Source organism: Pseudoalteromonas rubra, from assembly GCF_000238295.3.
GTDB classification, from domain to species: domain Bacteria; phylum Pseudomonadota; class Gammaproteobacteria; order Enterobacterales; family Alteromonadaceae; genus Pseudoalteromonas; species Pseudoalteromonas rubra.
Genome location: NZ_AHCD03000035.1, coordinates 545,598 through 569,108, shown reverse-complemented (window position 1 = coordinate 569,108; position 23,511 = coordinate 545,598). Strand labels below are relative to the sequence as shown.

27 protein-coding genes and 1 pseudogene are annotated in these 23,511 nt (G+C 41.4%); 25 read left to right on the top strand and 3 right to left on the bottom strand.

Annotation, left to right across the window (positions count from 1 at the left end):
* The first annotated feature begins 31 nt into the window (after positions 1-31).
* From PRUB_RS13550 to PRUB_RS13530, 5 genes are all read left to right on the top strand, one after another.
* Positions 32-706: a DUF6896 domain-containing protein gene (locus PRUB_RS13550; RefSeq protein ID WP_010386345.1), complete on the top strand. Its 675-nt coding sequence runs from the start codon at positions 32-34 to the stop codon at positions 704-706.
* 26 nt (positions 707-732) lie between these two features.
* Positions 733-984 carry a DUF2892 domain-containing protein gene (locus PRUB_RS13545; protein WP_010386346.1) on the top strand — a complete coding sequence of 84 codons (252 nt, stop codon included), beginning with the start codon at positions 733-735 and terminating at the stop codon, positions 982-984.
* Positions 985-1,102: 118 nt separating this feature from the next.
* Positions 1,103-1,492, top strand: a complete 390-nt coding sequence (locus PRUB_RS13540) for a hypothetical protein (RefSeq protein WP_052026436.1) — start codon at positions 1,103-1,105, stop codon at positions 1,490-1,492.
* A gap of 105 nt (positions 1,493-1,597) precedes the next feature.
* Complete coding sequence (locus tag PRUB_RS13535; protein ID WP_010386348.1) at positions 1,598-2,155, top strand: VOC family protein; 558 nt, start codon at positions 1,598-1,600, stop codon at positions 2,153-2,155.
* A gap of 92 nt (positions 2,156-2,247) precedes the next feature.
* Positions 2,248-2,757, top strand: a complete 510-nt coding sequence (locus PRUB_RS13530) for a ClbS/DfsB family four-helix bundle protein (protein ID WP_010386349.1) — start codon at positions 2,248-2,250, stop codon at positions 2,755-2,757.
* 233 nt (positions 2,758-2,990) lie between these two features.
* Here PRUB_RS13530 and PRUB_RS26760 read toward each other — a convergent pair.
* Positions 2,991-3,190, bottom strand: a pseudogene (locus tag PRUB_RS26760) (IS4 family transposase); the annotation flags it as partial.
* A gap of 135 nt (positions 3,191-3,325) precedes the next feature.
* Between PRUB_RS26760 and PRUB_RS13525 the strand changes: the two are divergent.
* The 11 genes from PRUB_RS13525 (at position 3,326) to PRUB_RS13475 (ending at position 13,542) form a co-directional block, all read left to right on the top strand.
* Positions 3,326-4,057 carry a leucine-rich repeat domain-containing protein gene (locus PRUB_RS13525; RefSeq protein ID WP_040644895.1) on the top strand — a complete coding sequence of 244 codons (732 nt, stop codon included), beginning with the start codon at positions 3,326-3,328 and terminating at the stop codon, positions 4,055-4,057.
* 112 nt (positions 4,058-4,169) lie between these two features.
* Positions 4,170-4,547 (top strand): hypothetical protein, encoded by a 378-nt coding sequence (locus PRUB_RS13520; RefSeq protein WP_010386351.1) that lies wholly within the window; start codon positions 4,170-4,172, stop codon positions 4,545-4,547.
* 608 nt (positions 4,548-5,155) lie between these two features.
* Positions 5,156-5,458, top strand: a complete 303-nt coding sequence (locus PRUB_RS13515) for a hypothetical protein (protein ID WP_010386353.1) — start codon at positions 5,156-5,158, stop codon at positions 5,456-5,458.
* Between the two features lie 130 nt (positions 5,459-5,588).
* Positions 5,589-6,548 carry an acyl-CoA desaturase gene (locus PRUB_RS13510; protein ID WP_040644897.1) on the top strand — a complete coding sequence of 320 codons (960 nt, stop codon included), beginning with the start codon at positions 5,589-5,591 and terminating at the stop codon, positions 6,546-6,548.
* Positions 6,549-7,368: 820 nt separating this feature from the next.
* A complete protein-coding gene (locus PRUB_RS13505) occupies positions 7,369-7,716 on the top strand; it encodes a hypothetical protein (RefSeq protein WP_010386356.1) in 348 nt (115 codons plus the stop codon).
* A gap of 364 nt (positions 7,717-8,080) precedes the next feature.
* Positions 8,081-8,461 carry a hypothetical protein gene (locus PRUB_RS13500; protein ID WP_040644899.1) on the top strand — a complete coding sequence of 127 codons (381 nt, stop codon included), beginning with the start codon at positions 8,081-8,083 and terminating at the stop codon, positions 8,459-8,461.
* A gap of 105 nt (positions 8,462-8,566) precedes the next feature.
* The gene (locus tag PRUB_RS13495; RefSeq protein WP_010386358.1) at positions 8,567-9,010 is read left to right on the top strand and encodes a hypothetical protein; all 444 of its coding nucleotides are present in this window, start codon (positions 8,567-8,569) and stop codon (positions 9,008-9,010) included.
* A gap of 132 nt (positions 9,011-9,142) precedes the next feature.
* Entirely contained in the window at positions 9,143-9,715 is a 573-nt protein-coding gene (locus PRUB_RS13490; protein WP_010386359.1) for a hypothetical protein, read from the top strand.
* Between the two features lie 120 nt (positions 9,716-9,835).
* Positions 9,836-11,020 (top strand): flavin monoamine oxidase family protein, encoded by a 1,185-nt coding sequence (locus tag PRUB_RS13485; protein ID WP_040644901.1) that lies wholly within the window; start codon positions 9,836-9,838, stop codon positions 11,018-11,020.
* A gap of 1,289 nt (positions 11,021-12,309) precedes the next feature.
* A complete protein-coding gene (locus tag PRUB_RS13480; RefSeq protein ID WP_040644903.1) occupies positions 12,310-13,110 on the top strand; it encodes an alpha/beta hydrolase in 801 nt (266 codons plus the stop codon).
* A 60-nt stretch (positions 13,111-13,170) separates the two neighbouring features.
* Positions 13,171-13,542, top strand: coding sequence for a hypothetical protein (locus PRUB_RS13475; protein ID WP_010386362.1), 372 nt, complete (start codon positions 13,171-13,173; stop codon positions 13,540-13,542).
* 177 nt (positions 13,543-13,719) lie between these two features.
* Here the strand turns inward: PRUB_RS13475 and PRUB_RS13470 are convergent, their stop codons facing one another.
* Positions 13,720-14,805 (bottom strand): NAD(P)/FAD-dependent oxidoreductase, encoded by a 1,086-nt coding sequence (locus PRUB_RS13470; RefSeq protein WP_010386364.1) that lies wholly within the window; start codon positions 14,803-14,805, stop codon positions 13,720-13,722.
* A 38-nt stretch (positions 14,806-14,843) separates the two neighbouring features.
* Entirely contained in the window at positions 14,844-17,306 is a 2,463-nt protein-coding gene (locus tag PRUB_RS13465) for a hypothetical protein (RefSeq protein ID WP_010386366.1), read from the bottom strand.
* Positions 17,307-18,192: 886 nt separating this feature from the next.
* Here PRUB_RS13465 and PRUB_RS13460 point away from each other — a divergent pair.
* From PRUB_RS13460 to PRUB_RS13420, 9 genes are all read left to right on the top strand, one after another.
* A complete protein-coding gene (locus tag PRUB_RS13460) occupies positions 18,193-19,266 on the top strand; it encodes an SMP-30/gluconolactonase/LRE family protein (protein ID WP_010386367.1) in 1,074 nt (357 codons plus the stop codon).
* A 92-nt stretch (positions 19,267-19,358) separates the two neighbouring features.
* Positions 19,359-19,526, top strand: coding sequence for a hypothetical protein (locus tag PRUB_RS26755; RefSeq protein WP_010386368.1), 168 nt, complete (start codon positions 19,359-19,361; stop codon positions 19,524-19,526).
* 185 nt (positions 19,527-19,711) lie between these two features.
* Complete coding sequence (locus PRUB_RS13450) at positions 19,712-20,188, top strand: hypothetical protein (RefSeq protein WP_010386369.1); 477 nt, start codon at positions 19,712-19,714, stop codon at positions 20,186-20,188.
* Between the two features lie 716 nt (positions 20,189-20,904).
* Complete coding sequence (locus PRUB_RS13445; RefSeq protein WP_010386371.1) at positions 20,905-21,384, top strand: hypothetical protein; 480 nt, start codon at positions 20,905-20,907, stop codon at positions 21,382-21,384.
* Positions 21,385-21,505: 121 nt separating this feature from the next.
* Entirely contained in the window at positions 21,506-21,916 is a 411-nt protein-coding gene (locus PRUB_RS13440) for a DUF7684 family protein (protein ID WP_155946311.1), read from the top strand.
* Between the two features lie 109 nt (positions 21,917-22,025).
* A complete protein-coding gene (locus PRUB_RS13435; protein WP_010386373.1) occupies positions 22,026-22,220 on the top strand; it encodes a hypothetical protein in 195 nt (64 codons plus the stop codon).
* Between the two features lie 166 nt (positions 22,221-22,386).
* The gene (locus tag PRUB_RS13430) at positions 22,387-22,677 is read left to right on the top strand and encodes a DUF1330 domain-containing protein (RefSeq protein WP_010386375.1); all 291 of its coding nucleotides are present in this window, start codon (positions 22,387-22,389) and stop codon (positions 22,675-22,677) included.
* Between the two features lie 206 nt (positions 22,678-22,883).
* Positions 22,884-23,105: a hypothetical protein gene (locus PRUB_RS13425; protein WP_155946312.1), complete on the top strand. Its 222-nt coding sequence runs from the start codon at positions 22,884-22,886 to the stop codon at positions 23,103-23,105.
* The gene (locus PRUB_RS13420) at positions 23,102-23,497 is read left to right on the top strand and encodes a hypothetical protein (RefSeq protein WP_240654977.1); all 396 of its coding nucleotides are present in this window, start codon (positions 23,102-23,104) and stop codon (positions 23,495-23,497) included. Before PRUB_RS13425 ends, PRUB_RS13420 begins: the two co-directional genes overlap by 4 nt.
* The last annotated feature ends 14 nt before the right edge of the window (positions 23,498-23,511 follow it).

Sequence of the window (23,511 nt, the reverse complement as noted above, 5' to 3'; positions counted from 1 at the left end):
TTAGCCGTTTAAGACGGCGTTAGGTGGTCGAATGCCTGATCCTATTCGTAGATATTACATATCATCTTTTTTCCTGCCACCGGTTGAAAAACTCATAAGATTGGTAGAGCGAGAGAGACATTTAGTACTGGCATTTCCCTCCTGGATGTCCTATTCAAAAAGGGAGAAATTGATAGTCAGATTAAGGCGTGAATTACCTGAGAATTACAGTGTTTTTGCTGCCGGAAGCCGAAAGTACTGGAGTTACGTAACAATAATGCAGGTCATCTCCAAATCGGAAATTTATCGAATAACTCCAGAGATTAAGCATGCAGCTAGCGAGTTTAGAAAGCAATCAGAGTGGTTAGCAAGACAAATCACCGAATTGAATGACATTCCGCTAACTGAATTGTGGGATAAGTCTGACGAAATACAGCTCTTTCCTGATGGCTGGCGGTGTTATCATCATGGTGCGCATTTTTATTGCGAAAATATCGATTCGGGTCAGGTTATTGAGGTACCAATCTGGTATGGCGAGGAGTTTGGTGTACTTGACCCATATTTCTTTGCCGAGTTTATTGATACAACACAGTCTTTAACTATGCCCGAGGGTATAATTGACTGGTACCATGATATGTCTCGGGTTATGGATGTTATGGTGGAAATGGGTTTGTTTAAAAAAATAACGGGCACTAAATTTGGTGCAATCGGTATTGTCGTCAACTAAGCATGCCATCAAATGCGACGCGCCTTATGGCAACGTTATACGTAATCGGAGGCTCTGCACTTGTGACAACTAAAAAGTTAATTATGCGTTTGCTTGGCGTTGTTGTTGGTATAGTATTTATTTTGATTGGGTTTTTGGCTTTAATTAACCCGATATACGGCGGCTTAACTGAAGTACTTAACCAAATATTTCAAATACTATTAGGTTTGATGTTTTTGTTATATGGAGTAACTGGTTATGATTCCATTTATAAATACATGAATCGCAAAAAACGTTAATTCCGTAAAACAAGCCAATTTAGTGCTAGGCTGCTAAAGCTGGGTTTGGTTCATGCCTAACCAATTGTAGCGGAGTTTTACTAGCCTTTTGTGCGGGCTTTCGCTTTCAGGAGTCAAGTTGCAAGAACAGTGGAAACCACAAATGGAAGAAATTCGAGCATGGGCTTTTGAATCGGACTCACCTTGGCCAGGTCAAGATTTTGATTTGTCTGTAGCTGAACTTCACTTTGCAGATTTAATTATTGAGTTATCCTGTGACGCAAGTTGTCCTAAAAAAGATTTCTTCTTAAGCTGTGCTTACATCATTGTTGGTGATGCTGTGATGACAGAGTATGAAACTCGCTCAAAAGCAGGAGTTGAACAGTTTTTGCAACAAATAAAAGCAACTAACAATGAACGGCTATTAACCTTATATAAACTTGGTACAAAGTTAGTTGCTACACCTTCTTCGTTTGATTATGATTTTTGGTGTGGTGAAGGTTGCTTAGCTCAATATAAAGTAAGCTAACAAGTTACTCAAAAGGGCGCAATATGCTTGGCTTGCGCTCCTTCGTCGTTAATTTTAGCCAGGCATGTATGCGCGTATTAGTAAGGCATTAGGATAAGGGTGGAAATGGAAACTAAGGATGAAATTGTTTTTCCAAACATGCAGTTGAGTCATATTGAATTATACGTTCAAGACTTAACAAAGATGGAAAATTTTTATACGAGTAAATTAGGGTTTGTTGTCACTGATAGGGGTGAAGGTCAAAATGGTATGGTTTTTTTAAGCCGCAGCCTAGAAGAGCACCATCAAATTGTTTTAAGTCCAGTGCAATCGCGCAGGAGTGTTGAAAGTCCAGTAGATCATATTTCTTTTAGAGTGAAAGGTATTGATGAGTTGAAGCGTTTCAATTCATCATTAAAGTCAATTTCAGGGATCAGTGTACAAACCGTATCTCACGGCACTACGTGGTCCATATATTTTCGTGATCCTGAAAACAATCGATTTGAGATTTTCACAGATACACCATGGCATGTTAATCAACCTTGTAAGTTTGCTGTAAATTTAGAATTATCTGAACAAGAGCTGATTAAATTCACAGAGAATGAGATCAGAAATATGCAAGGTTTTACCCAAAAAAGTGAATGGAAAATAGTGCATAAAAATAGTTTAGGTACGCTTGATTAGCTATATCGTAACAAGTCAATCAACTACGCACCTTCAACGCCAGACGCAAAGCTGAGCCCGTTATTGAAGTTTTAATGTGACCGGAGGTCAAAATGTCTTCTGTACCAAGAGATAAGGACGAACTGGAGCTAGCGATAAACTCGATATTTCAGAAGCTTATGGCCGACTATCGTTTAACTCCAGAAAGTAACGCTCGTAAATTAGGCATTGAAGGAAACATTAAAGGCACACTCATCAGCGTCAGTGATACGGTGGCTTATTTGATTGGTTGGGGAAAGCTCGTACTTAAATGGTATCGCTTGAAATCTCAAAATCAACACGTAGATTTTCCCGAAACAGGCTACAAATGGAATCAATTGGGCTTGCTCGCTGACAGCTTCCATGATGAGTATCGTAACTGGAAATACGATGATTTACTGATTGAGCTTGAGTCTACGGTTAATGAAATACTTTTACTTATTTCAAGCTTAAGTGACCATGAGTTGTATGGTGTTGCCTGGTATGAGCAATGGACTCTGGGGCGCATGATTCAGTTTAATACGTCGTCACCTATGAAAAATATGCGTACAAAAGTTAGACGCTTCAATCGATCATTCACATAACAAAGCTTTAATGCAGTTCCCCAACGCTCAACGTTTTTGGTTTGAGTCGACGTTTGTGAACACTGCACAATAATTTGGTTAAGGCGGTGGCGCTGCTCATGACTTAACGCAGCGATGGGGGAGCCCTTCATCATTGAGTTCTTTTTAGCTCTCGAAAGTTTTCTTCTATTTGCATGCGCAAAGCAGGCGGGTATTAAAGCGTTAAATAACAAGCCGATTGTAAGCATGGCGGTATTGCTAAGCGAGCGAACCACACGTTTTAATATGTTTTTGTCAGTGACAGGCCTATTAATATTCCGGCCAAATTCAATAAGTGAAAGTTGATTGCTATTGAGCAAATTTCGGTTGCCAGCATTAGTGAATCAAGACGCCGACCATGAATTTGAGGGCAGTTTTTTCTGAGCACATCGTGTAGGATAGTGATGTCACGCATGGTGATATTATCTTGTTAGCTTTGGGCGAAATAAATTTGTTCAAAGGGTGGCGTGAGCATCCATTGTATTGATTTTATTGCGAATGTCTGGGGGATCCTCAGAGCATGGCGTTATGTTTTCAGGAGAGTACGCACTTGTCGATCAATTGGAATGAAGCTGACTATTCAGGTTATGAATGGGTTTTGGATAAGCCAGAAGAGCAGTTTTATATTGAAGAAGGCTTTGATAATGACAAGCTTATTTTGTGCGGTCCTTCTAATAAGTTAGGCTTAAGTGCATACCAAGAAAAGAAAGTGCGGGATGGTTGGGTTAAAATATTGCCAACCTTAGAGCGTGTTGAAATGTTATGGGTAGCGCCAAAAGTTAATCAAAACCTTTTTGATGCCATTTGTGACATGCCTAATTTGAGAGGCCTTTCGATAAAACACTCTAGTATAAAGCACATCAATTTTAAAAAGTTATCTAACTTAGTGTACTTCAACTTGGGGAGCTCTACTCAGTTAGGTAATTTAAATGGAATTGAACAACTAACTAATATTAAGTGGCTGGCATTTGAAAATATAAAAAATATTTCAGATATCCGGGAGCTCGCTCATTTAATGAATCTAAAAGTTCTTAGCCTAAACGGAAGTACGTGGACAACTCAAAAGTTAGATACGCTATCTCCTATAAGGAGCTTAAAGAATTTAGAGCGTCTACGTCTTGTAAATACGAGAGTACTTGATAAAAGCCTTGAGCCATTGCATAACTTACCCAATCTGAAAAGTGTTGACTTAGCCCAGTGGTGGCCTGATGAACAAGTGAATGCGTTGCAGCAAGCTAATTCCAGGCTTCTTAAGAACTGGAAGGAGTGGCGAGATTGGTAGCTAAGAAAACATAACAAACACATCAAAAATGACGTCAAATGCTTGGCTGGCATTCATACTTCGCTAGTTTTGGCCAAGTATTCTCCGTATTTTAATCGGGCATAATACGCATATGAAAACTCAGATTTTTTTTACAGCTCTTGTGTTTTTTAACTTAGCGCATGCAGAATGCACTAAAGAACAGAATCAGCTAAAAATTCAAATAGATGTCATTGGAAGTATTTCTGATCGTTTATATAAAAACGATAACCACCCCCAGATGAATAGAGTCGTTGTGTCAGCTCCTGTAGAAGTTGAAGGCCTTAAAATTCAACGCATGGATTTAACAAAAGGAGAAGTTGCAGAGTTTTGGTTTCCAATCTCCTACGAAGTTAAGAACAATAACGCAGAAACAGTATTGCAGGGTTACCCATCAAATCTAGAAAACTTAGAAATGGCAATTACCTATTCAAACGAGGGTTGTACCAGAGTAATACAAAAACTACTGTAAGTGCGTATAGCAAGCTGTTCAAGCAGGACTGTTAGAGTTTGGTTCGGTTCCGCTTCATTTCACATCTTAGTCAATTGAGGCCTCCCAAGTTGATGTATCAAGCGCACGTATTCACGTATAGCCTGGCGCGGTTGCTTTCCTGTCATAACACAATCATTTCGTCGCCTAATCTCTTTGCCAAGACTGACAGTCGTTGCTAATTTGAGTGCTGAGCATATTGGCCGATCCACCAGAGGATAATCGTCGCTAGTAAAGAGAGCAACAACAGCATATCGAGCCGATGGTGCATCGGCTTATACTATGTCTCGAAGCCTATTTTCGATTTGCATGCGCTTGGCGTAAAGCGAGACAATACGTTTAATATTGTGCTTAGTGACGACAAAGATGTTCATACTTCGGCCCAGCTCAGTGAGTGAAAGTGGATTGCTATCGCGCAAAGTGTCGATGCCAGGATTAATGAACCTAGATGCTGAACATGAATCTGGGGCAGTTTTTTCTGAGCACATCGTGTAGGATGGTGGTATTACCTATGGTATTGCTACTTGATTGCTTTTTAGAGAAATAAAATAGGTAAAACAAAAGCTTGCGTTAAATGAAATAGGAGAGTTATGGAAAGCTGGCCAATCTATCTAGTATTGCTACTGGTTCATTTATTAGTGTTTGCCTCTGCCGCTTATGCGGTTTTGAGTTGTCCAATTAGAACTGCATTTGAAAAAATGAATTTAGTGTTATTGGCACTATTGGTTCCTATATTTGGCTCGATTATGGTGCATAATATTTTGCAGAAATACGTAAAACTTAAAGGTCAATGGGTGAATGTGAGTGGCGGTACGTATATAGAGCCCACAGGTTCGAAAGACGGTTCAGCAATTTCTGACACTGATGGCGATTCAGGAGGAGCAGCTGATTAAGCAGTTAAACTACTCACATAACAAAGTTGTAAAGGCGGACAAAGAAAGGTGGTTTTGTTTGTGTCTCACAAAACGATAGCCAACAGTTTTTTGGCCAGTTCTATCGGCGTCAACTATCTCCAGGGAAAGTATGAAGAATACCGAAAGAGTTTTTTCTAATAATTCTGAAAGTGCATGGCAGGGGCAGGTAGTTTGGAGTCCAGCTAAATCAATTTGGTTTTTATCAAATTTGTTCGTTTCGTTGTTTGCTGCACCATTGTTTTTTTCACTTTCCGGCTTTCTCGTTTTTATCGCCTTAACAGGCATCACGCTCTGTTTAGGCCATTCATTGGGTATGCACAGGTTGCTTATTCATCGGTCTTATGAGTGCCCCCTATGGATGGAATATCTTTTTGTCTATCTAGGTGTCTTAGTTGGTATGGCTGGCCCAATTGGTATGCTTAGACAGCATGACCTTCGCGATTGGGCGCAACGTCAATCAAAGTGTCACGACTACCTGCTCCACGGTTCAAATATGATTAAAGACGGTTGGTGGCAATTAAATTGCGATTTAAAGCTAAAGCACCCTCCGACGTTTAATCTAGAGCCGCGGGTTTCTAGAAGTCGCTTCTATCAATTTCTCGAATCAACCTGGTTGCTTCAGTCCTTTATCTTAGCCTTTGTCTTATATATGTTAGGTGGTGTGAGTTGGGCCATATGGGGTGTCTCAGTCCGTGTGGTTGTTTCAATTGGAGGGCATTGGCTAATAGGATATTTCGCCCATAATCAGGGAGAGCGCAACTGGTCTGTAGATGGTGCTGCTGTGCAAGGTCATAACGTAAGAATTGCAGGATTTCTTTCTATGGGTGAGGCTTGGCATAACAATCATCACGCATTTCCTGGCTCCGCGATGCTGGGGTTATACAAAGATGAGCCAGATCCTGGTTGGTGGGTTTTAAATGCTTTACATAACCTTGGTATAGTCACCAATATTAGACTACCCGAACACTTACCTAGTCGCTCAGAGTTGATAGTTGAAGCTAAAGATTTAAACAGCAGAGATAAGCGTGAACCTGAAAAGTGTGAAATCGCTAATTTTATCAGGAGATGAAGTTAGTAAGGCAATTTGGGGAATATTGTCAATACGACATAAAAGAGGCGTTTCAAGTATATGGAGCTTAACAAATTGCAGCTTGGGCAAAACCTATGCAGCGCTTCGGTTTGCCTCAGATCATGGCGTTATAAGCTTTGGGAGTATCCTTGAATAATGGGAGTTGTTTTTTATCTGCTATATTGCATATTCTGTTTCGGAGTTATGCCTTATCATGCTCGAGTGGTTTCTAAAAGTAAAAAACTCATGTGGTGGCAGCTTGCGGTATCAGCTATATGGATATGGTTAGTACTCTATGAGTACTTTACTGTAATTCCTGATGGTGAAAGTGGTTCAGTAATAGTAGGCATGTTTGTGTTCATTCCATTTATTTGTTTACTTTCACAGGTAGTTTTTTTATTTTGCATTACTTAAGCTGCGGGATAATTAAACGGCTTAAATAGGCGTGCATTAAGAGTGTCGAAACCCAAGGACGTGAACAACAGGCTGTGCCTGTTGACCCCTTCTCGCTAAGTTTAGCCTGCTATTTTGCGCCGGTTAGTTAAGCGCACGGGGATGACCTCATAATTGAGGTCATCCAAGCTGAAGTATCTGCATACGCTTGGCGTTCAGAGAGACGACAGGTTTGGTTTGAATAAGTCTGCAGGAAGAATAGTAGCTAACGCCATCAGTTAGATAACTTTTTTGCGCGGTATGATGTCTGTCAGCCTGTGATGATGAGCGTCTGTCCGTTTGGTCACTAGGACTAAAACACAGCGTTCCTTTGCATTATAGAGCCATGATTTTCCCGTTGGCTTAGCATTATGAGTAATATAAAACCATGAAGTACTACAAAGAAATGCTATTTAGTAAGCTAGTCCAAAGTGGCTGGGAAATAATACACGAAAGCGTAAATACTGAGTGGTGGTTAGAGTCCTCCTGGAAAATCCGTTCAATTAAGCAAAACTATGGTTTAGAGTGCTTTATTTTGTTTTTAGTTGACCCCCAGTATGAAGGAAATGATAAAAGTTCAGCTGTATGGGCTATTGAAGCTTTCAAAAATTTACCTAGTGCTCGTCCATTAAATACAGGTGTTGCAGCCATGAATATGATTAAAGGACAATTTGATGTGAAGTTATCAGTCTTTGTAAACGAATTAAATGAGTACCGTGCAAGCGTTTGTTCATAACAAACCAGTGATGCTATGAATACACTTTGGCCTAACAACTTGAACACGCCTAGCTGAACAGAGATTTATACAAAACCAACGGTATAGCTACTAGCGTTTGGTACAATGCGCCTTTTGGCCGGCCTTGGAAAAAGGTGGAACTTTAAAAGTACCTTTTTATTTTAATCGTAACGGCCGGTTATCTGATTAGTAAGCTCGTTTAAATAAAGGCGTTATTCAGTTCCACTTTAATGATTCAGCCAATCTATCAAAGGCATACTTTACATAACGTCGTAATCCGGTTTAATTTACGAATTGGGGCACAACAAATGCCTTAAGGTAATCGGGCACATAAAGGTTGGTTTGTGCTCGTGCCTCGAAAAGTATGACCAACCGTTGGGTGTATATGCGTAAGAGTCTTAAGGCTGTCGATTTGGTCGTGAGATATATGGCAATTGTTGGCTTAGCTTTGTTTGGAGGTATGGGGGGGATCTTTGCGTTCACGGCATTAGTTTCCCCAAGCGTCAGCGATACACCTCAACTTTTGATTGTGCTACAGATATTGGTCTGTGGTGTAGCGATATGGCTTGTGATGTCTATGGCTTATTCGCCGAAGTCGCTGGCTAAGTTTGCGCCGCTGTCGGAACCGCAGGCAGTTATAGTCGCTAGGGTTATCGTTTACCCTATTGGAGCTGCTCTTGGGTTATTACTGATCAGGCAAGTTCTGCTGGTAGCAATACCTGATTTATTTGGGGTGTTTCAGTGAAACAATGCCTAACATTTATTGGACCTGCTAACGTTTGGTTCGTTTCGTTTTGCTATACCTTTTATCTAAACATTATCAGTCCCTTAACAGGGCATTATAGGTGTTATGTTTAAATTCTATAACTTTTTCCTCTTTGCTATTTGTATGTCAGCCAATGCAATTGAAATACCTAAAAAATACTATGGTGAATATTGTATTAGCGAAGTCTTTAAGTACCGTGGCGGTCTAACAACCGAGGCAGAAGCTAAGTCCTGGTTAGGGAAAAATGTTTCTTTATCTAATACTCAATATGTTGGAATCTCAAAAACTATCGAATCTCCCACATATAAATATTCCAAGTCTCCAAACAAAGTTGTTGAGGGACAAGTACCTGGAAGGACTCGCCTGTTTTGGGGGGTATTTCCGGCAAGAACTCATTTGACTCAAATAGATGTATTTGAGCCGGAAGATCTCGTTTATCCATACACAACGTTTGAAATTGTGAATGACAATAAGTTTTTTGAACTATACGATGGTTACGTATACGTACTGTCGAAGTCGTGTCTATAGCAAGGTCTAAAAAAGGGCGTATCATGCTTGGCTTATGCTCCTTTTTCGCAAAGCTTAGCCAAGGTTTTTGTGCTAATTAGCAGTGGCGTTATGCATATTTGAGTAAGTTGATACAAGGAAATAATAACCACTATGAAATATTTGATTTTTGCTCTATTAACCTTTGGTTCTTTACCCTGTTTTTCACTGAGTGAAGCCGATCGTCTGGAAATTTCCAGAGCCAGTGAAGGGGCTCCATCCCATGTTACTAAAGATGCTACTTTTCTGAAATTTAAAGGTGGAAAATTCATTCCTATAAAACAAGGGAAAAACAAGTTTACATGTGCTGTAGTACACGATCCGAATGGAAGGTATGAACCGTCCTGCTTTAATGAGCCAGCTATGCGAACAATCCTGCCAGCATATGAATTACATATGAAATCACTGTATGAGGGTAAGTCTTACGATGAAACATACAAAATTGTGGATGAGGCTTTTCGAGCAGGTAAGTTGCCAACTGCCGAGACCGCTGCTTTGGTCTATATGATGTCACCAAATAATAAAATGTTTTACAATGGCAAGTTATATCCTACCCCTGTACACCATATGTACTTTTATCCAAAACTAAAAAGTGACGTTTTTTCTTTGGGAGAAGGGTCCGTTTCTCTTTGGCAGGGATTTCCACATTTATCAGCCGTGATAGTAACGATAGATAAGCCAGAATAGGATAACAAAGCAAACCATGGGGCGCATTAAGTGCGCCCCTGTTTGCGATGTGTCTGATGAAACGCAATTCCTTTGTGAGAACATCAATGTTGCCATTAGCGCCTAAAGCAGAGGAGTGTGATGGATCGAAGAGCGTTTATTAAAATGTGTGGGTTACTAGGGATATCTGTACCACTTACTTCGTGCAAAAGCGACAGTGGTTCGCTCTCCACACCGTCAGATTTTTCTGGTTCTGTGCTCATTGTTGGTGCGGGTGCGGCTGGGTTGACTGCTGGATATTTGCTTCATCAGAGCGGCGTAAGCGTCCAGATGTTGGAGGCATCCTCCACATATGGTGGCAGAATGAAACGCACGACCACATTTGCTGATTTTCCTATCCCGCTGGGGGCGGAATGGCTACATGCCTCAGAAAACGAATTAACGAAGGTATTAAAAGCATCGTCATGGGAAAACTCTATTGAGCTTCAAGGTTATGAAAGTCAGGATCGAGTTGGGTATTTTGAAAATGGCGCACTAAACCTTTCACCAATTTTTGACGCATTTGGCAGTGATTTTGAAGATAAAAAATTTATAAACTCCACCTGGTTTGATTTTTTTGAAGAGTATGTTGTCCCGGGCATCCAGTCACAAATAACTTTTAACACTCAGGTAGTGTCAATTGACTATACCGGAGATAAAGTTATTGTTACCGACCATAATGGATTGCTTTACGAAGCCGACAAAGTCATTGTCACGGTGCCGTTGAAAATACTACAAAATGAGGTTATTAGTTTCAGCCCGTCCCTGCCATATAGCAAACTGAATGCTATCCGGGAGGCTCCGGTTTGGGGTGGTATTAAAGTATTTATACGCTTCGCTGAAAGATTTTATCCGACTTACCTAACCTTTCCCGATAGTGAAACAAGTGCTGGTCAACGTGCCTATTTTGATGCGGCATACGGCCAGAATACATCACTTAATGTACTGGGGCTTTTCGCCGTGGGTCAGCAAGCCAGGCAGTATCAATTGGTTTCGCAAGAAGCGCAACTCGAGTACATTCTTAACGAGTTAAATCAAGTTTTCGATGGTAAAGCCTCCCAAAACTATATAAATCATGTGGTGCAGAATTGGGATGATGAGCCATATATTCAATCGGCATACCTGGCAGATCTAGCACCGTCGAGTATTTCGAGTATTCTTTCCAGTACTATCGACCATAAATTGTATTTTGCGGGAGACTCGTACACGCAAGAAGAGGATTGGGGTGCAGTACACAACGCGACTCAAAGTGCCAAGCGTATTATAGAGGAAATTTTGAATACTTAGGCTCTTAATGAAAAGGCAGCCTTTAGATCACGAAACACGTATCAATCACATGCACTCTGATAGCAAAAGGGGCCTCTTGTTTCTCTGGGGGATGTGACGCGTTATGCAGATAAATACGGTGTAATATTGGAGCGGGCTTTCGGAGTTACAACTTGGTGAAGTATAATTTGAACTGAGTTCGCCGGTAAGGGTCACGCTCTTCGTAAAGTAGAAGAGTATGAGGAAATAAGGCTTTCTTCCTGATACCACTCAGGTATGTCGGACTCAAAAGAAATATCTAAAGAAGAATTTGAAGTTGTGTGGCAAAAATCCGCATAACAAGTGTCTCAAAGGGGGGCAAAACACTTGGATTGCCCCTCTTTGCTAAAGTTTAGCCAGTATTTATGCGTCCACTAAAGGCATCGGGTGTACGGTCAGAGTTTCGAATGTTGCATTCATTATTTTTGTTTCTAGCATTAAAAGAACTGAAAAAGGGTGGAACACGTTCCTATTCGATTATTTCAGCTACTTCCATATTATCTTTTTTTGTTCTACTTAACATTTGGTCACTCCTGATGATTGGCGAGCTCTTAATAGGAGGGGCTTTTTCGCAGGTCAACGATGTTTTATTCGCTTAGGACAGCTTTCACCTTGTTGCGATTATTACATACTTATTGGTGGTGGCTGTTGTCTACTTTCGTTTTCGAAATATTAATTTGGCATCATATGAAAATGCGAAAAAACCAAACTTAGGTAAATTTTTGACTTATTCCATCACAAGCGGACTTTTTTATGTAGGTGTTCTATTTTTGAGTATTTAAGTACGCCTAACAAGTCGGTAAAGAATGGACAGTAAGCAATTGGTTTGTTGGCAACAAGTTGCTACGGAATAACCTATTAGTATTTGCACCTTATCAGGGGCAGGGGCTCCTTCTAATAATTCCAGCCTCCTGAGCTGATGTATCTGGCGCACATGTTCGTCTATAACCCTGCATAACTCGTTTAATATCGTGTTTGGTCCGGCCCTGCTCGGTAAACAAAAGTTGATTGTCATCGAGCAAAGTGTCACTTCCGGCATTCATGAATCAAGGCGCCAGGTATGAATATTGAGCTTTTTTCTCTGTATACATCGTGTAGGATGGAGCTATCAAGCATGGCACTGTTATCTAGCTAGTTTTTACCGAAAAGTTAGAACAAGCAATGTGGTGTGTGCTCGCTACATTGATTTTATATATGGATATCTGGGGGATACTCAGATCCGGGTGTTATATGCCTTTAGCAACACTAAATCATAAAGGGAAATTTACATTTTGAAAATTTGCATTGCAGTACTCCTATTTTTTATTTCGACTTTAGTTAATGCTTCGAATTTCACAGCAGTTAAACTACCGAATTCAAAATATTTAACCGAAACACCAAGTATTACCGTTGCGCTGCCTTCATCGTATGCGACAAATTCAACAAAAAGATATCCAGTGCTCTATGTGCTTGATGGTGAACTTAATGGTGAGCTAGTAAAAGGGATGCTTCATAGATTACATCTTTCAAACGGGTCATATGAACATATTATTGTTGGAATAACCACTAACAATCGTCTTAGAGATTTTGCTCCGACGGTGAACAAGGATCCCCGGGGGCCAGTTGGCGAAGGTGGAGGCGGGGATCACTTCTTAGATTTTATGGAAGAAGAGCTGATCCCAAAGATAAATAGCGATTATCGCACCAGTAATTTTAATGTGTTAGCAGGCCATTCAGTAGCTGGTTTATTGGTTATTCATAGTTTTCAATCTCGGCCCAAACTTTTTCAAAGTCATTTAGCATTTAGCCCTGCTGTTTGGTGGGGCGCCCGGGAAACATCTGAAGCGACAAAGAAATACGTCAAATCCAAAAAAACGATTCAAAACTATCTCTATATGGGTATAGGCGATGAAGGTGGGGAGATGCGCGAAGTTTATGATTCGCTGGCGCAAACCATTATGAGGAATCGTCATTTAGACTTAAAATTGCAATTAGATGAATTTGATAATGATTCGCATGATTTCACAATGGCCGTTGGGCTTTACAATGCCTTAAGGGGCCTGTTTCATTATCAACAACAGCAGGGCATATAACAAGCGCAGTCAAAGCAGACACTTACTTGCTGCAAGCATTTGTGTGAAATAGAGACTCAGATGACATTTATTTCAAAGATAATGGTTGGGTTACTGGCTATCCCCATTGGCCTTCTGATTTTCCAGGGGATAGTACTTTCAACGCTCCATCTACTAGCGTTTGACCAAAAAGGTATTTCTGTATTGCTAATTGGTCTTTGTGCGTATCTGGGCTTGATTGGCTTCGTTGCGTTAGTTCGACTTACCTACTCAAAGAGTCATAGTAAGATAGGAAATGGCTATATTGCTTTTTCAGTGGCATCAGGGCTCTGTTCTCTGGTGCTGTTTCTGTACATCTTTTCCTTTTCGCCCCAGATAGTGGCTTTCAGCGCACTTGTTGTGACCTTGGCAATGTATCAAGTTCATCGCTGGTATATTAACAAGCCAAAGTAGCCGGGCGGTGAAAACGCCACTGGTGCTTGAGGCGTTAGCAGTATAAACAGCTAACCTTTTACATCGACGCAAATATCTTGCTCCATGCCTTGGTGCCCAACACACTGATTTAAATTGGCTATTTCTTATGTGGATTGGCTTGACTGAATAGTGGTCCAAAGTTAATTGATTGGCGTCTTAATCCGAGGATTGCAAATCCAAAGTATTTTGATAAAAGGCTTTAAGTTTATTCACATCCCCCTCTAACCATTGAATAAGCCAGTTGTTATAGATCTCGGCAGCCACTGAGTCATTAATCTTTTGTTTGTAGACTTGTGCGACCAAATTAGCAGCATAAATACCTGACATTAAAGCTTTAAGCACGCCGTGTGACGAAGTTGGATCCAGTACAAATGCGGCATCTCCTACAATGTAATAACCCGGCTCTGCCGGCACCTTGGCTTTTCGCCAGCTAACGTCGGCCCCTTTAATACTGCCTAGTTTAGGCAAGTGTGCTAACTCTTTTGGTGGCGTATTGATTTTTCGCTGTGCTTTGGTGTGTTTATTAGCACAGGAGTGCTTTGTTGGCTTTTCACCTTCAATGAACGTATTTTCATCAAAATACAAACGTGTCCAGTGAATGGTGCGCTCAGAGACCTGAGCTAACCATTGCCATTCATTGGCTAAGACTTTAAATCTCGGTTGTTCAATACAATCAGACGCCTGATCAATACTGACATAACCATAACGTGCATAAAGCGGACGACTTAAATATGTCAGGCCCGTATTCAGTTGTTCTGCCAACCAATGTCTGCCGCCGGATGCATCAATAATGCACTGCGCCAAGATCTCACCTTGAGTTGTAGACAGGCCCATAACCTTGCCATTATCCCTCACCACCTCCACAGCACGGCAAGGTTGGCGAATATCTACACCCAATAAACGTGCGTGTTCAAGTAAACACAGATCTAATTGTTCTCTTGGGATCTGAAAACCTTGCCAGCTGCCGTAGTCATCTTCTCCAAACGCTTGAAAGGTGGCGTTGTTTCCTTGTTCAGTCCATTGGCCTTTATAACGCAGAGGGGCTTCTGCCAGTATTTTGTCTTCAATACCCAGTTGACGAAATAGCGACTGTATACCCGGGTGTAAAGATTCCCCCGGCCGATGCCGGGGGAACCTTTGCCGTTCAATTAAAGTAACATTAAGCCCGTTCTGGCGTGCGACAATAGCGGCCGCACAACCAGCCGGGCCGCCACCTATTACTAATAAATCAGTACTGGACATTAAACAACTCCGAACAGGTTGAACAGCCTAAAACGGGTTTATACATCACGGATAACCCAGCTACTGCGGCGAGCCGAACCATCACCCAGATTTAAACGCATTAGTACATTGTCGCCTGAGCCAACAAATACCACCCAACTTACCTTAACCTGGTATTGGGCATAGTGCTTGGTTTCATCTGTTGGGGTTGGTGACGAAACGTTTTGCTGACCGGAAAATTCATTATCAAACCCTTCAACCCGATAAATAGGACCGGTTAGATCTGCATTGGTACGCTCTTCTGCTTGCTCTAATTCACTATCTCCCGGATTAACTTGTTTAAATGACACTATATGAGCATCGTTTTTGTTATCCAGCTTATCTATTGCTCGGTAAACCCTAAGCATGGCGACTATCCGACGTTTATATTCTTCGAGCGAGACCTTACTGGTTTGTGCAATCGAAAACAGGCCGTTCAACGCATTGCGAGTATAATCAGCACGAGGATAATCCGGGAATTGCACCACGCTACGTTCTGCATTACGGTCAACAAAGTGAGGGCCGGTTAAGCCGTCCCAAGAAACCTCACCACCCACGCCGCTTTCGGCATCAGTTAACGGCACAACACTGCCAGCACTAAAAGGCACTTCAAAAAAGGTGCGGGTGGTATCAGGCGCTGCCGCAGGCCAAAAGGTGCTCAGTGCAGCACATAGCTTGGCATCCTCAGGGAAAGGGCTACCTAAACCATATGCGGCCAAATGATCCACATTACCTTCCGGGGTACTTAAAGTATCAAAACTGGTATCCCAGCCCGGGGCAAAAATACCCGCAGCACCATCCGGCAAAAAGGTATTTCGCTTAGGGTGAGCCATTTTTATGATTTCAGCTGTTGTGCCATCCGTTGTCACTTCGGTCTGGGGTAAAGCCACTATTGCGCTAGCGGTGATATCATTTTTAGTGAAAGGTGAGTCAGGTAGCTGAATGTTTGCCGCCACCCTGAGGTCTGATAATGGAGTTGGATCAGCGCGCCACAAGTTTTGCCAATGATTATTTTCGACTAACCAGCTCCACCAGGCCGGAAGGGTGCCCGCGCGTGCCTGCTTGGGAACATCATTTTTCCACCAGCTATAAACAAAACGCTGACGTACTTTAGGGAAGAAATCAGGCGCAGAAACCAAACTATATGCACTAATGTTTTCCAACGGCTTGCCATTGTGTGATAAACCAGTATTACTTTCAGCCAACTTAACGCGAGGCGTAACAGACCCATCGGCGGCAAAATCCAGGTAATGGAGTGCATTAAAGCCACCTTGTTTGGTGATATCGATCACTTCAGGATTGTCTGTCAAACTGGTCTGGCTGCCATCGTCATTGACCTTTTCCCGAATATGGGCATATTCGGGCCAAGGGCGTGCACCGCTTCTTTCGGCTTGCATCGCTAAAGTGGGTGCAAACGCATTATAAAATAGGCCACTGTCTGTCATCTCAGGAGTCTTAAAAGCTAACGGAGCCTCATCCAAAGCTGCGCCCGCAACTAAAGAGTGTGCAACTGGCACCAAAGCACCAGCCCCAAATATTGTGGTATCCCCCCACTCAGCCAATAACTCAGTTAGCCGGAAGGGAGATTGATGCAACTTGGATTCTGGCACTTCGCTAAGGCCTTCCCGGTTAAGTAACTCGGCAAACTTTTCCAATTTTTGATTATACAAATTGGCTTGTTGATCAACTTCAAGTTTAAGGCCGGAAATACATTCTTCACCGGTAAATAGTTTGTGTAAGGGCACCCAAAATTCATTAGCAGAATCATCTACGTTTTCACTTAATACCGCGACCGGGCCAAAACGGTCTTTACGACCCTTCAACTTAGCCGCAATATAAGGTGAGAAGTGACAGGGTAAAACACGAATTTGATGGATATCATCGTTCTCTAAAAACACGCTGTAGCCTCTTAATTCAGGGGAGTAAAAGGCTTCATCTGTTCCTACCCGGGCAATACCGGTACGCGAAAAACACATATCGGCATGGGTGCCATGCACGGTTGACTGAGCAACACGGTATTCGGTACTAAAACTACACACAGCCAGTTCCAGCTCAACATTGTCCGGAAAGCCCATAATGGTGCGAGCTTGTTGCTCAATGTCGCTCAGGGTGGCTTGTCTGGCGGCAAAAACAAAGTTCTCGACAACTTCTATCTCTGCTCTGGTTGGAAACGCCTGAAGTTCAAATCCATCCGGTTTGGTTATTACATTCGGTGACGCAAAAGCATGATACAACAAACTTTTAGCTGGCTCACCGGCACTAATTAAATGGCTTGCTGATATATGAAAATCAGTAAAGCCGTTCAGGCTTCTGTCTACAGTTAAGGGCTCGGTCAATAACGCTTCTTTAAAATCATCATCACTTAATTGCCGCAATGTCGCCAAGTCGATTTGCCAACCATGGTGGTTCAGTAACTCTAGCCAGCCATCGTCTGAGTCAATTAATCTGTTAAGTGCCTGTTTAACTTGTTGTATTAATGCCATCACCATCACTCCTTTACGTCGTGAATTTAGTTTTTAGGGGGAGAACAATGCCAAACCTTGCTAATCATTTGCTAGATTCAAAAGTTCACATTTTGATTTACTCAACATAACCGGGCAGCAAAATTGCTGCACAGGAAAACGCAAGCACAAAATTTTTTCCTAGATTTAATATATGTAGTGAAAGTGTTGCGCGCAAATGAACTAACCCATAAATTCTTCTGGAGAGTATAAAAAGAAGTTTTTATTAGGACGTTAGCCGTGTGCTGACAAAGATTGAGTAATTGCCTGATAGCAGGTCTGTCATTGACTTAGGGTTGCCAGGACAACCATTTTATCTAACTTTACTTCTTGAAGAAAAAGTTTGGCACATTGACGCCGATGCAGAAACGTTCATCTCATCACCTACCTAAAAATGACACACCTAATTTAGAACATACCTATTTTTGATGAGTATGACCGTGATGGATGTTGATTAGTTGGCTCCTCATAACTGAGGTTTCCCATGGTTGCTTATGCGCTTGAGCGCAACAAAAACAAGTTCACTACTTGTGAGTGTTTCTTCATTGCTCGGTGGTCGTCTGGATAAAAATGCATCACAAATTATTACAATACTCTTAGTTACTTAAAAAGGGCCATTGGTTATCTTCTAACTGTACCTATCGCATCGATTGGGCTCCAAAATCATTAAAAACATAAATGTTTTTTGGCGAGTATGCGGGGCATGCCAGTCAGCAATAGTAATTGAGCAACAAGCTCCATTAGATGAGAAGAAGAGACTCAATTAACAAGGAACACGTGCTTTAGTTATTTGGGCTTATCAACATATACCCGTTCTAATTATTGGTCCGACTTTAATTGAACAGATAAATTAATAAAGAGAAATTGGATGCTAAAAAAGTGCTTAATAGGTATCGCGGTCCTGATCTTACCGCCGGCTGTTTTTGTCATGGACACTGTTATTGATAGCGGAGCATATAAAACAATCGAACCGCATTTTGCAGGCTCCTGCAGTACAGTAGAAGGTGTGGTAGGCGCAGAGGATATAACGATAGACCCAACAAGTGGCCTGGCTTATATCTCTGCACACGACAGGCGTAATTGGTCTAAGGGTGGCGGTATTTATATTTATCAAACAGGTTCGTATTCAAAGCCAACGCTTATGTCTCATGATCTTAGCGACACTTTTTACCCGCATGGGGTTTCTTTATGGAAGAACCCTCATGGAGCAGACCGGCTTTTTGTCGTGAATCACCCTCCATCAGCCCCCGGCAGTGAGCAACGCTCTGATAGTGAAGTAATCATTTTTGATATTATCGATGGGGCGCTTAAACGTGCAAAAACACTTAAAACAGATTTACCGTATAGCCTAAATGATGTTGCGGCAATTGACAGTGACAGTTTTTATGCAACCATCGACAAGGGCAGCCTCACTCGCTTTGGTCGCCTTTTGGAATCCTTCGGCCGTCTAGCACGCGGTGGAATAGCATATGGAAATAACGGTAGTATTACTAAATTAACTGGTGATCTTATCTACCCAAACGGTATTCAAGTCAGCCGTGATTCGTCAAAAGTGTATGTTTCTGAGTCCACTGGTGAGAGGCTGTTAACCTATGCGCGAGATAAGCAAACAGGAACGTTGCAACTCATTGACGAAATGACAATTGATAGCGGGCTAGACAACCTTGAGTGGGATTCTGAGGGTAACTTGTGGGTTGCAGGCCACCCACAAATGCTCAAGTATCTGGAGCACAGTAAAAATCATGCAAACCTCTCAGCGTCACAAGTGCTTCGGATAAATGTAAACGAGGGTATGTCAGTGGATGAAGTATACCTGAATAACGGCGAGGCTATCTCAGGGTCAAGTGTCGGTGCGCCCTATGAAGACCACCTGTTGATTGGCAGTGTTTATGAACCATTCATACTTGACTGTAAACGGGATTCAAGTAAGAAACCACAATAACAAACTGTTTAACAGCGACCAAAATTTGGTTGGCTGATTTTTTTTCATATTGCAGCTAACCAAATAGTGAGTTTTTACATAAGCGAGAGCTGTTGTTTGCTTCAGGTTGTGAAGTGGTTTTTTGTGGTGGTGACAGTATATTAGCGAAAGCTTCTTCGGACTTTATTGTTAGTCAAGAGCTGCTTAGCAAAAATGGTATAACCTGGTCTGTAGGAGTTGGAGAAAAGGCCTGTGATGCGGCACTTGCGCTAAAAAAGTGAAAGCTCTCGGGCGAAATAGAGTTTAAATCTTTGGAGTGGAATAATGATGCACATATGTATGGCTGCCAGGGTTCTTGGTTAAGTGAAGCCTAGATGAAATGCAAACTGTACTCATAAAGTGAATCTAATAGGTATGATACTATTCTGGGGTTACGAGTTGCTGTGTATGTACTTCAGGAGGGCAGGTGGAAACGATTTATCAGAAGTTTAAAGGGCATAAAGTTAAGTACGTATTTAATGACAAAGCGTTGTCATATGAGTATAGCGACTCAGAAGATTCTATCGCGTTTGAGGCCCAGTATGATGAAATTGATGTGGAAAATGTCATTCGTTCTACATCAAAAAATGCGATATGGAAATTTATCGCGTTACCTTTTATTTTTCTGGCACTATTTGCTGTTGGTAAGGCTTCGCTGAGTGTTGATTCTATTGAGAAGCTATTAGCAGGGCTGGTGGTCACTTTGATTTGGGTGTTATTAGCGGTGGGATGCTGGATAAAATACAAACGCTCTGAAGTTACCTTTACTATGTTTGATAGTGTGAGAGGCCGTTTGATTGTCGTTCACGATGGACAAGAAGATAAAATTATTAATCTCCTGAAAAAGTCAGTATCCAATTATCAGAGTATGCTTTCACACTTAACGAGTAATGCAGTGCATTAAAGTCAGTTCTTGAGATACAAGTATTAACTTTGCTTTTGGGGTTTTTGTTACCCAGGAAAAGGTATGGGCAATACACATAACATGCCAATAATGAAGCGGATGTAACGTCAGGCTAGCGCTCTGTCGTTATGAAGCTTAGTCTGTATTTGACGCTTAATATTGGAGCATTGACTTGTTTGTTAATTCTATGCGGAAATTATTACTCTTAGATATTGTTTTGGTATTGATCCCGGCAACGATCTTAGCCGTTGGAGGGCTGATGTTAGGCTACTTCATAGTACTGGATTCGTTAGCAAAAACAGTGAAACTATACGAGTTCTTAGTGTTGGCAATACTTGTAATGTGTACTTTGGCTATTGTTTCTTTGTGGCTTTTGTTAGTTGAGTTATATAAAGCGAGAGAGCACCTCTCTAAAAAAACAAAAAGCTACTGTAACTTTTTTGCTCTCTTTGGCGGTATTATTGCTATTTGGGCCTCAATTTCAGTGCTTATAAACTCAATATTTGGCTTTGGGTCACCTGAAGTGTTTCAAGTTGGGGGGTTATTTAGTCCTGGTGTTCCCATGCTAATACCCTTAATACATTACTGTTATCTTGTTCAGAAATGTCATTCTAATCAGAGTCTTACCTAAAAACCGTGTAACAGTGGACTTGTACGGCTTAGGCGCTGATTTCAGAATGGATTTAGGTGCACATTTTTAAGGGTTTATAACTAAGATGAAAATCGTAACCTCTTTACCCTATGATGTAATATTCGAAGGCGAGTCCTTCGTCGACAGATATAAAATAAATATGCTCGGGTGTGTCGCACCTGCATTTAGTTTTTTCTTGTTGCCAGAGAAGCTCGATTTTGTAGCCGTATTTTTACTTTCGGTGTTCTATTTTTATGTCATTTTTCTATCTGGGCTCAGTAGAATTTTATGGAAATTTGATAAAGTACTTTGGTGTCAGCTTTTTTTATCTTTACTGTTTGGTTTAGCTGCGGTCGTTTTTTTCAGGTTTTTCGACATACAACATTGGCTAATCCATGATGTTGGTTACTTTCCTGATGGAGAAGTAAAGCACTACTATGCGGCTGTATTTTTTGCGCCGCTAGCAGCAGCTTACCTTGATTCGTTTAAAAAAGTAGAGTTAGCTTTCTACAAATCTAAAGGGTTTGACTATCGCGGTATGATAGTTGATTTAAATGGCTTGTGACTAGCTAATCAATAGAGCCTGTAAGTAGGTTGGGGAAATACATGTGTTGTGCTTTTTATAAAAAGCTAAAGGGCCTAAAAGGCACCTCATATATTACCTTGCATTGGAGTGGTAAGCGCCGATGAGGTACATCCATTTACCTGGTGAGCAAGAACTGCCACATCATGAACCTCTAAATCCTTACCGCTGTGTCGTCGTCATTGAGGATGAAGTTAGCTGTGCAAGACAACAAACTATAAGCAAATGGCTGGTGGACTCAGGATGTCTTTACATGATGGCCTGGGGAAAGGATTGCGGTTCATGGGATACCTCTGTAGACATGGCAAACCTTCAACAGTTCAATTTCAACGAAGTGCCAGAAAAATCGTTCGTATACACTACCTGGCATCAAGATGAGAGTCTGGAAGACGTTTTTTGGTTTTCCAGGAATTGTGCATTTCACCCTTTAGTTGAACTAAAAAATACAGTCGTTTTACACCTTTCTCCAAACGATAATGAAGATGTAATTCGGCATCAATACTATGGCGTTTAACGGATACACTGAAGCAGGTGCATTGCGCGTCGCCGAGTGGTATACCGCATCTGAACGCGCCTGGTGTTTAAGTGGCGTTTTATGCAGGTGTAAATGCCGAAGGAAATATGTGAATGAGCCAACCTACAGCGCTATCGGTCTAGAAGATTATACAGCAAGGTCAACAGGTTTCCGCCCTGAGGAGATGTGCAAGATTGTGGGAGAAATAAAAACAGATACTCGAAAGGTACAGAGTTTTATTTCTCTGCTGCGAGAGTTTTGTATTGGTATGAGTCTGGAGACAATGCTCATTGCAAATGGTTAGTCATTGCAATGAGTTTGGGATAGTTACAAAGCACGTCAGGTGAATGATTAAGTGCGGCGTTTTGGTAAGAGGTTAGGCGAGTTCTGTCACCTCAGTGTGAACACTTAATTACAGGCGTTAGATACATTGATATTTCATTGTTAACCTATATAAAGGAGTACTTATTTTGAAAGGATATTTAATTCTAGACTTTTCTATTACCGACTTTCCTCGTTTTAAAGAATATATTAAAGAAATTCCCGAGTTCATTAGAAAGCATGGCGGAAGATACGTTGTCCAGGGGGTTGAGCCCGAGGTCATGGAAGGGGACTGGCACCCGGAAAGAGTTGTTGTACTGGAGTTCCCAAGCAAGGATATCGCTAAGGGGTTTTTAGCTGATCCCGAGGCACAACCTTTGTTTGCGATACGCCATAGCACAACTAAGAGTAAGCTGATCTTAGCTGAAGGTTGCTTTTAATTCAGCAGCCTTTTTAGTTATCGCTTGTGTTCCTGTGTCTTATGAGAGTATTCAAAATATGGTTTTTATTGCATCAATATTGAAAAAACAGGCCCTAATCTTTAAGTAGTAAGCTCAGAGCAATCAAGTTTGGGTGTTAAAGTGCAATTAGCGATGGCTTTGAACATAGAGGGCGCAAAGCAATAACAGCGTTTCGAGGAAATACTTTGAAATCACAAATAACCAGAAAGTCACTACTGGAGCTGTCTCGGGAATATCCAATCGATACAGGGATTGATGATTGGCGTTTTCGTTGCAGAGAAGTAGGTCCATCTCAATATTCAGCAGAAGGAGAGGATACGCTGGGACGTAAAGTCGGTTGTTCGGGTGTTGATTTTAGGGAAACTCTAAATAACTGTATTCAACAGGCAAAATCATTAGTCAAATGATGAAGAAATTAAAGGTGCACTATCAGTTAAGCTACGAGAGCGAAATCAAATTTGGCCCCGCATATTACTCATTAGAGATTGAAGGACATAAAGTGCCGGGTTTCTACTATGGGTTTGATCGCAGTGAATTGCTAAATGGTCGTTATTTGGCCATTCAAGAATGGCTTACAACAGACTATAAAAAGGGACCTAAAACAAGAGTCGCAATTTTTGATTTAGATAATAAATTAGTATCTCGCCTGGAGGTTGTGGAGAAAGGTTTTGTTAGTGATTTCAGGCTAACAGACAACATATTTTCTTATCGAAAAACTTATCATGCAAATGCGAGGGTAGTAGATCTGGAAGTAGGCTGGGATGCCATCGAAGAATGGAGTGATATTTACGAGTCATGAGCTTTTTAGCAACA

What these genes read in the sequence shown, in the direction of transcription:
- PRUB_RS13550 (WP_010386345.1), top strand. Translation starts at nt 32, where the DNA reads ATGCCTGATCCTATTCGTAGATATTACATATCATCTTTTTTCCTGCCA.
- PRUB_RS13545 (WP_010386346.1), top strand. Translation starts at nt 733, where the DNA reads ATGGCAACGTTATACGTAATCGGAGGCTCTGCACTTGTGACAACTAAA.
- PRUB_RS13535 (WP_010386348.1), top strand. Translation starts at nt 1,598, where the DNA reads ATGGAAACTAAGGATGAAATTGTTTTTCCAAACATGCAGTTGAGTCAT.
- PRUB_RS13530 (WP_010386349.1), top strand. Translation starts at nt 2,248, where the DNA reads ATGTCTTCTGTACCAAGAGATAAGGACGAACTGGAGCTAGCGATAAAC.
- PRUB_RS13520 (WP_010386351.1), top strand. Translation starts at nt 4,170, where the DNA reads ATGAAAACTCAGATTTTTTTTACAGCTCTTGTGTTTTTTAACTTAGCG.
- PRUB_RS13515 (WP_010386353.1), top strand. Translation starts at nt 5,156, where the DNA reads ATGGAAAGCTGGCCAATCTATCTAGTATTGCTACTGGTTCATTTATTA.
- PRUB_RS13510 (WP_040644897.1), top strand. Translation starts at nt 5,589, where the DNA reads ATGAAGAATACCGAAAGAGTTTTTTCTAATAATTCTGAAAGTGCATGG.
- PRUB_RS13505 (WP_010386356.1), top strand. Translation starts at nt 7,369, where the DNA reads ATGAAGTACTACAAAGAAATGCTATTTAGTAAGCTAGTCCAAAGTGGC.
- PRUB_RS13500 (WP_040644899.1), top strand. Translation starts at nt 8,081, where the DNA reads ATGACCAACCGTTGGGTGTATATGCGTAAGAGTCTTAAGGCTGTCGAT.
- PRUB_RS13495 (WP_010386358.1), top strand. Translation starts at nt 8,567, where the DNA reads ATGTTTAAATTCTATAACTTTTTCCTCTTTGCTATTTGTATGTCAGCC.
- PRUB_RS13490 (WP_010386359.1), top strand. Translation starts at nt 9,143, where the DNA reads ATGAAATATTTGATTTTTGCTCTATTAACCTTTGGTTCTTTACCCTGT.
- PRUB_RS13485 (WP_040644901.1), top strand. Translation starts at nt 9,836, where the DNA reads ATGGATCGAAGAGCGTTTATTAAAATGTGTGGGTTACTAGGGATATCT.
- PRUB_RS13475 (WP_010386362.1), top strand. Translation starts at nt 13,171, where the DNA reads ATGACATTTATTTCAAAGATAATGGTTGGGTTACTGGCTATCCCCATT.
- PRUB_RS13470 (WP_010386364.1), bottom strand. Translation starts at nt 14,805, where the DNA reads ATGTCCAGTACTGATTTATTAGTAATAGGTGGCGGCCCGGCTGGTTGT.
- PRUB_RS13465 (WP_010386366.1), bottom strand. Translation starts at nt 17,306, where the DNA reads ATGGCATTAATACAACAAGTTAAACAGGCACTTAACAGATTAATTGAC.
- PRUB_RS13460 (WP_010386367.1), top strand. Translation starts at nt 18,193, where the DNA reads ATGCTAAAAAAGTGCTTAATAGGTATCGCGGTCCTGATCTTACCGCCG.
- PRUB_RS13445 (WP_010386371.1), top strand. Translation starts at nt 20,905, where the DNA reads ATGAAAATCGTAACCTCTTTACCCTATGATGTAATATTCGAAGGCGAG.
- PRUB_RS13440 (WP_155946311.1), top strand. Translation starts at nt 21,506, where the DNA reads ATGAGGTACATCCATTTACCTGGTGAGCAAGAACTGCCACATCATGAA.
- PRUB_RS13420 (WP_240654977.1), top strand. Translation starts at nt 23,102, where the DNA reads ATGATGAAGAAATTAAAGGTGCACTATCAGTTAAGCTACGAGAGCGAA.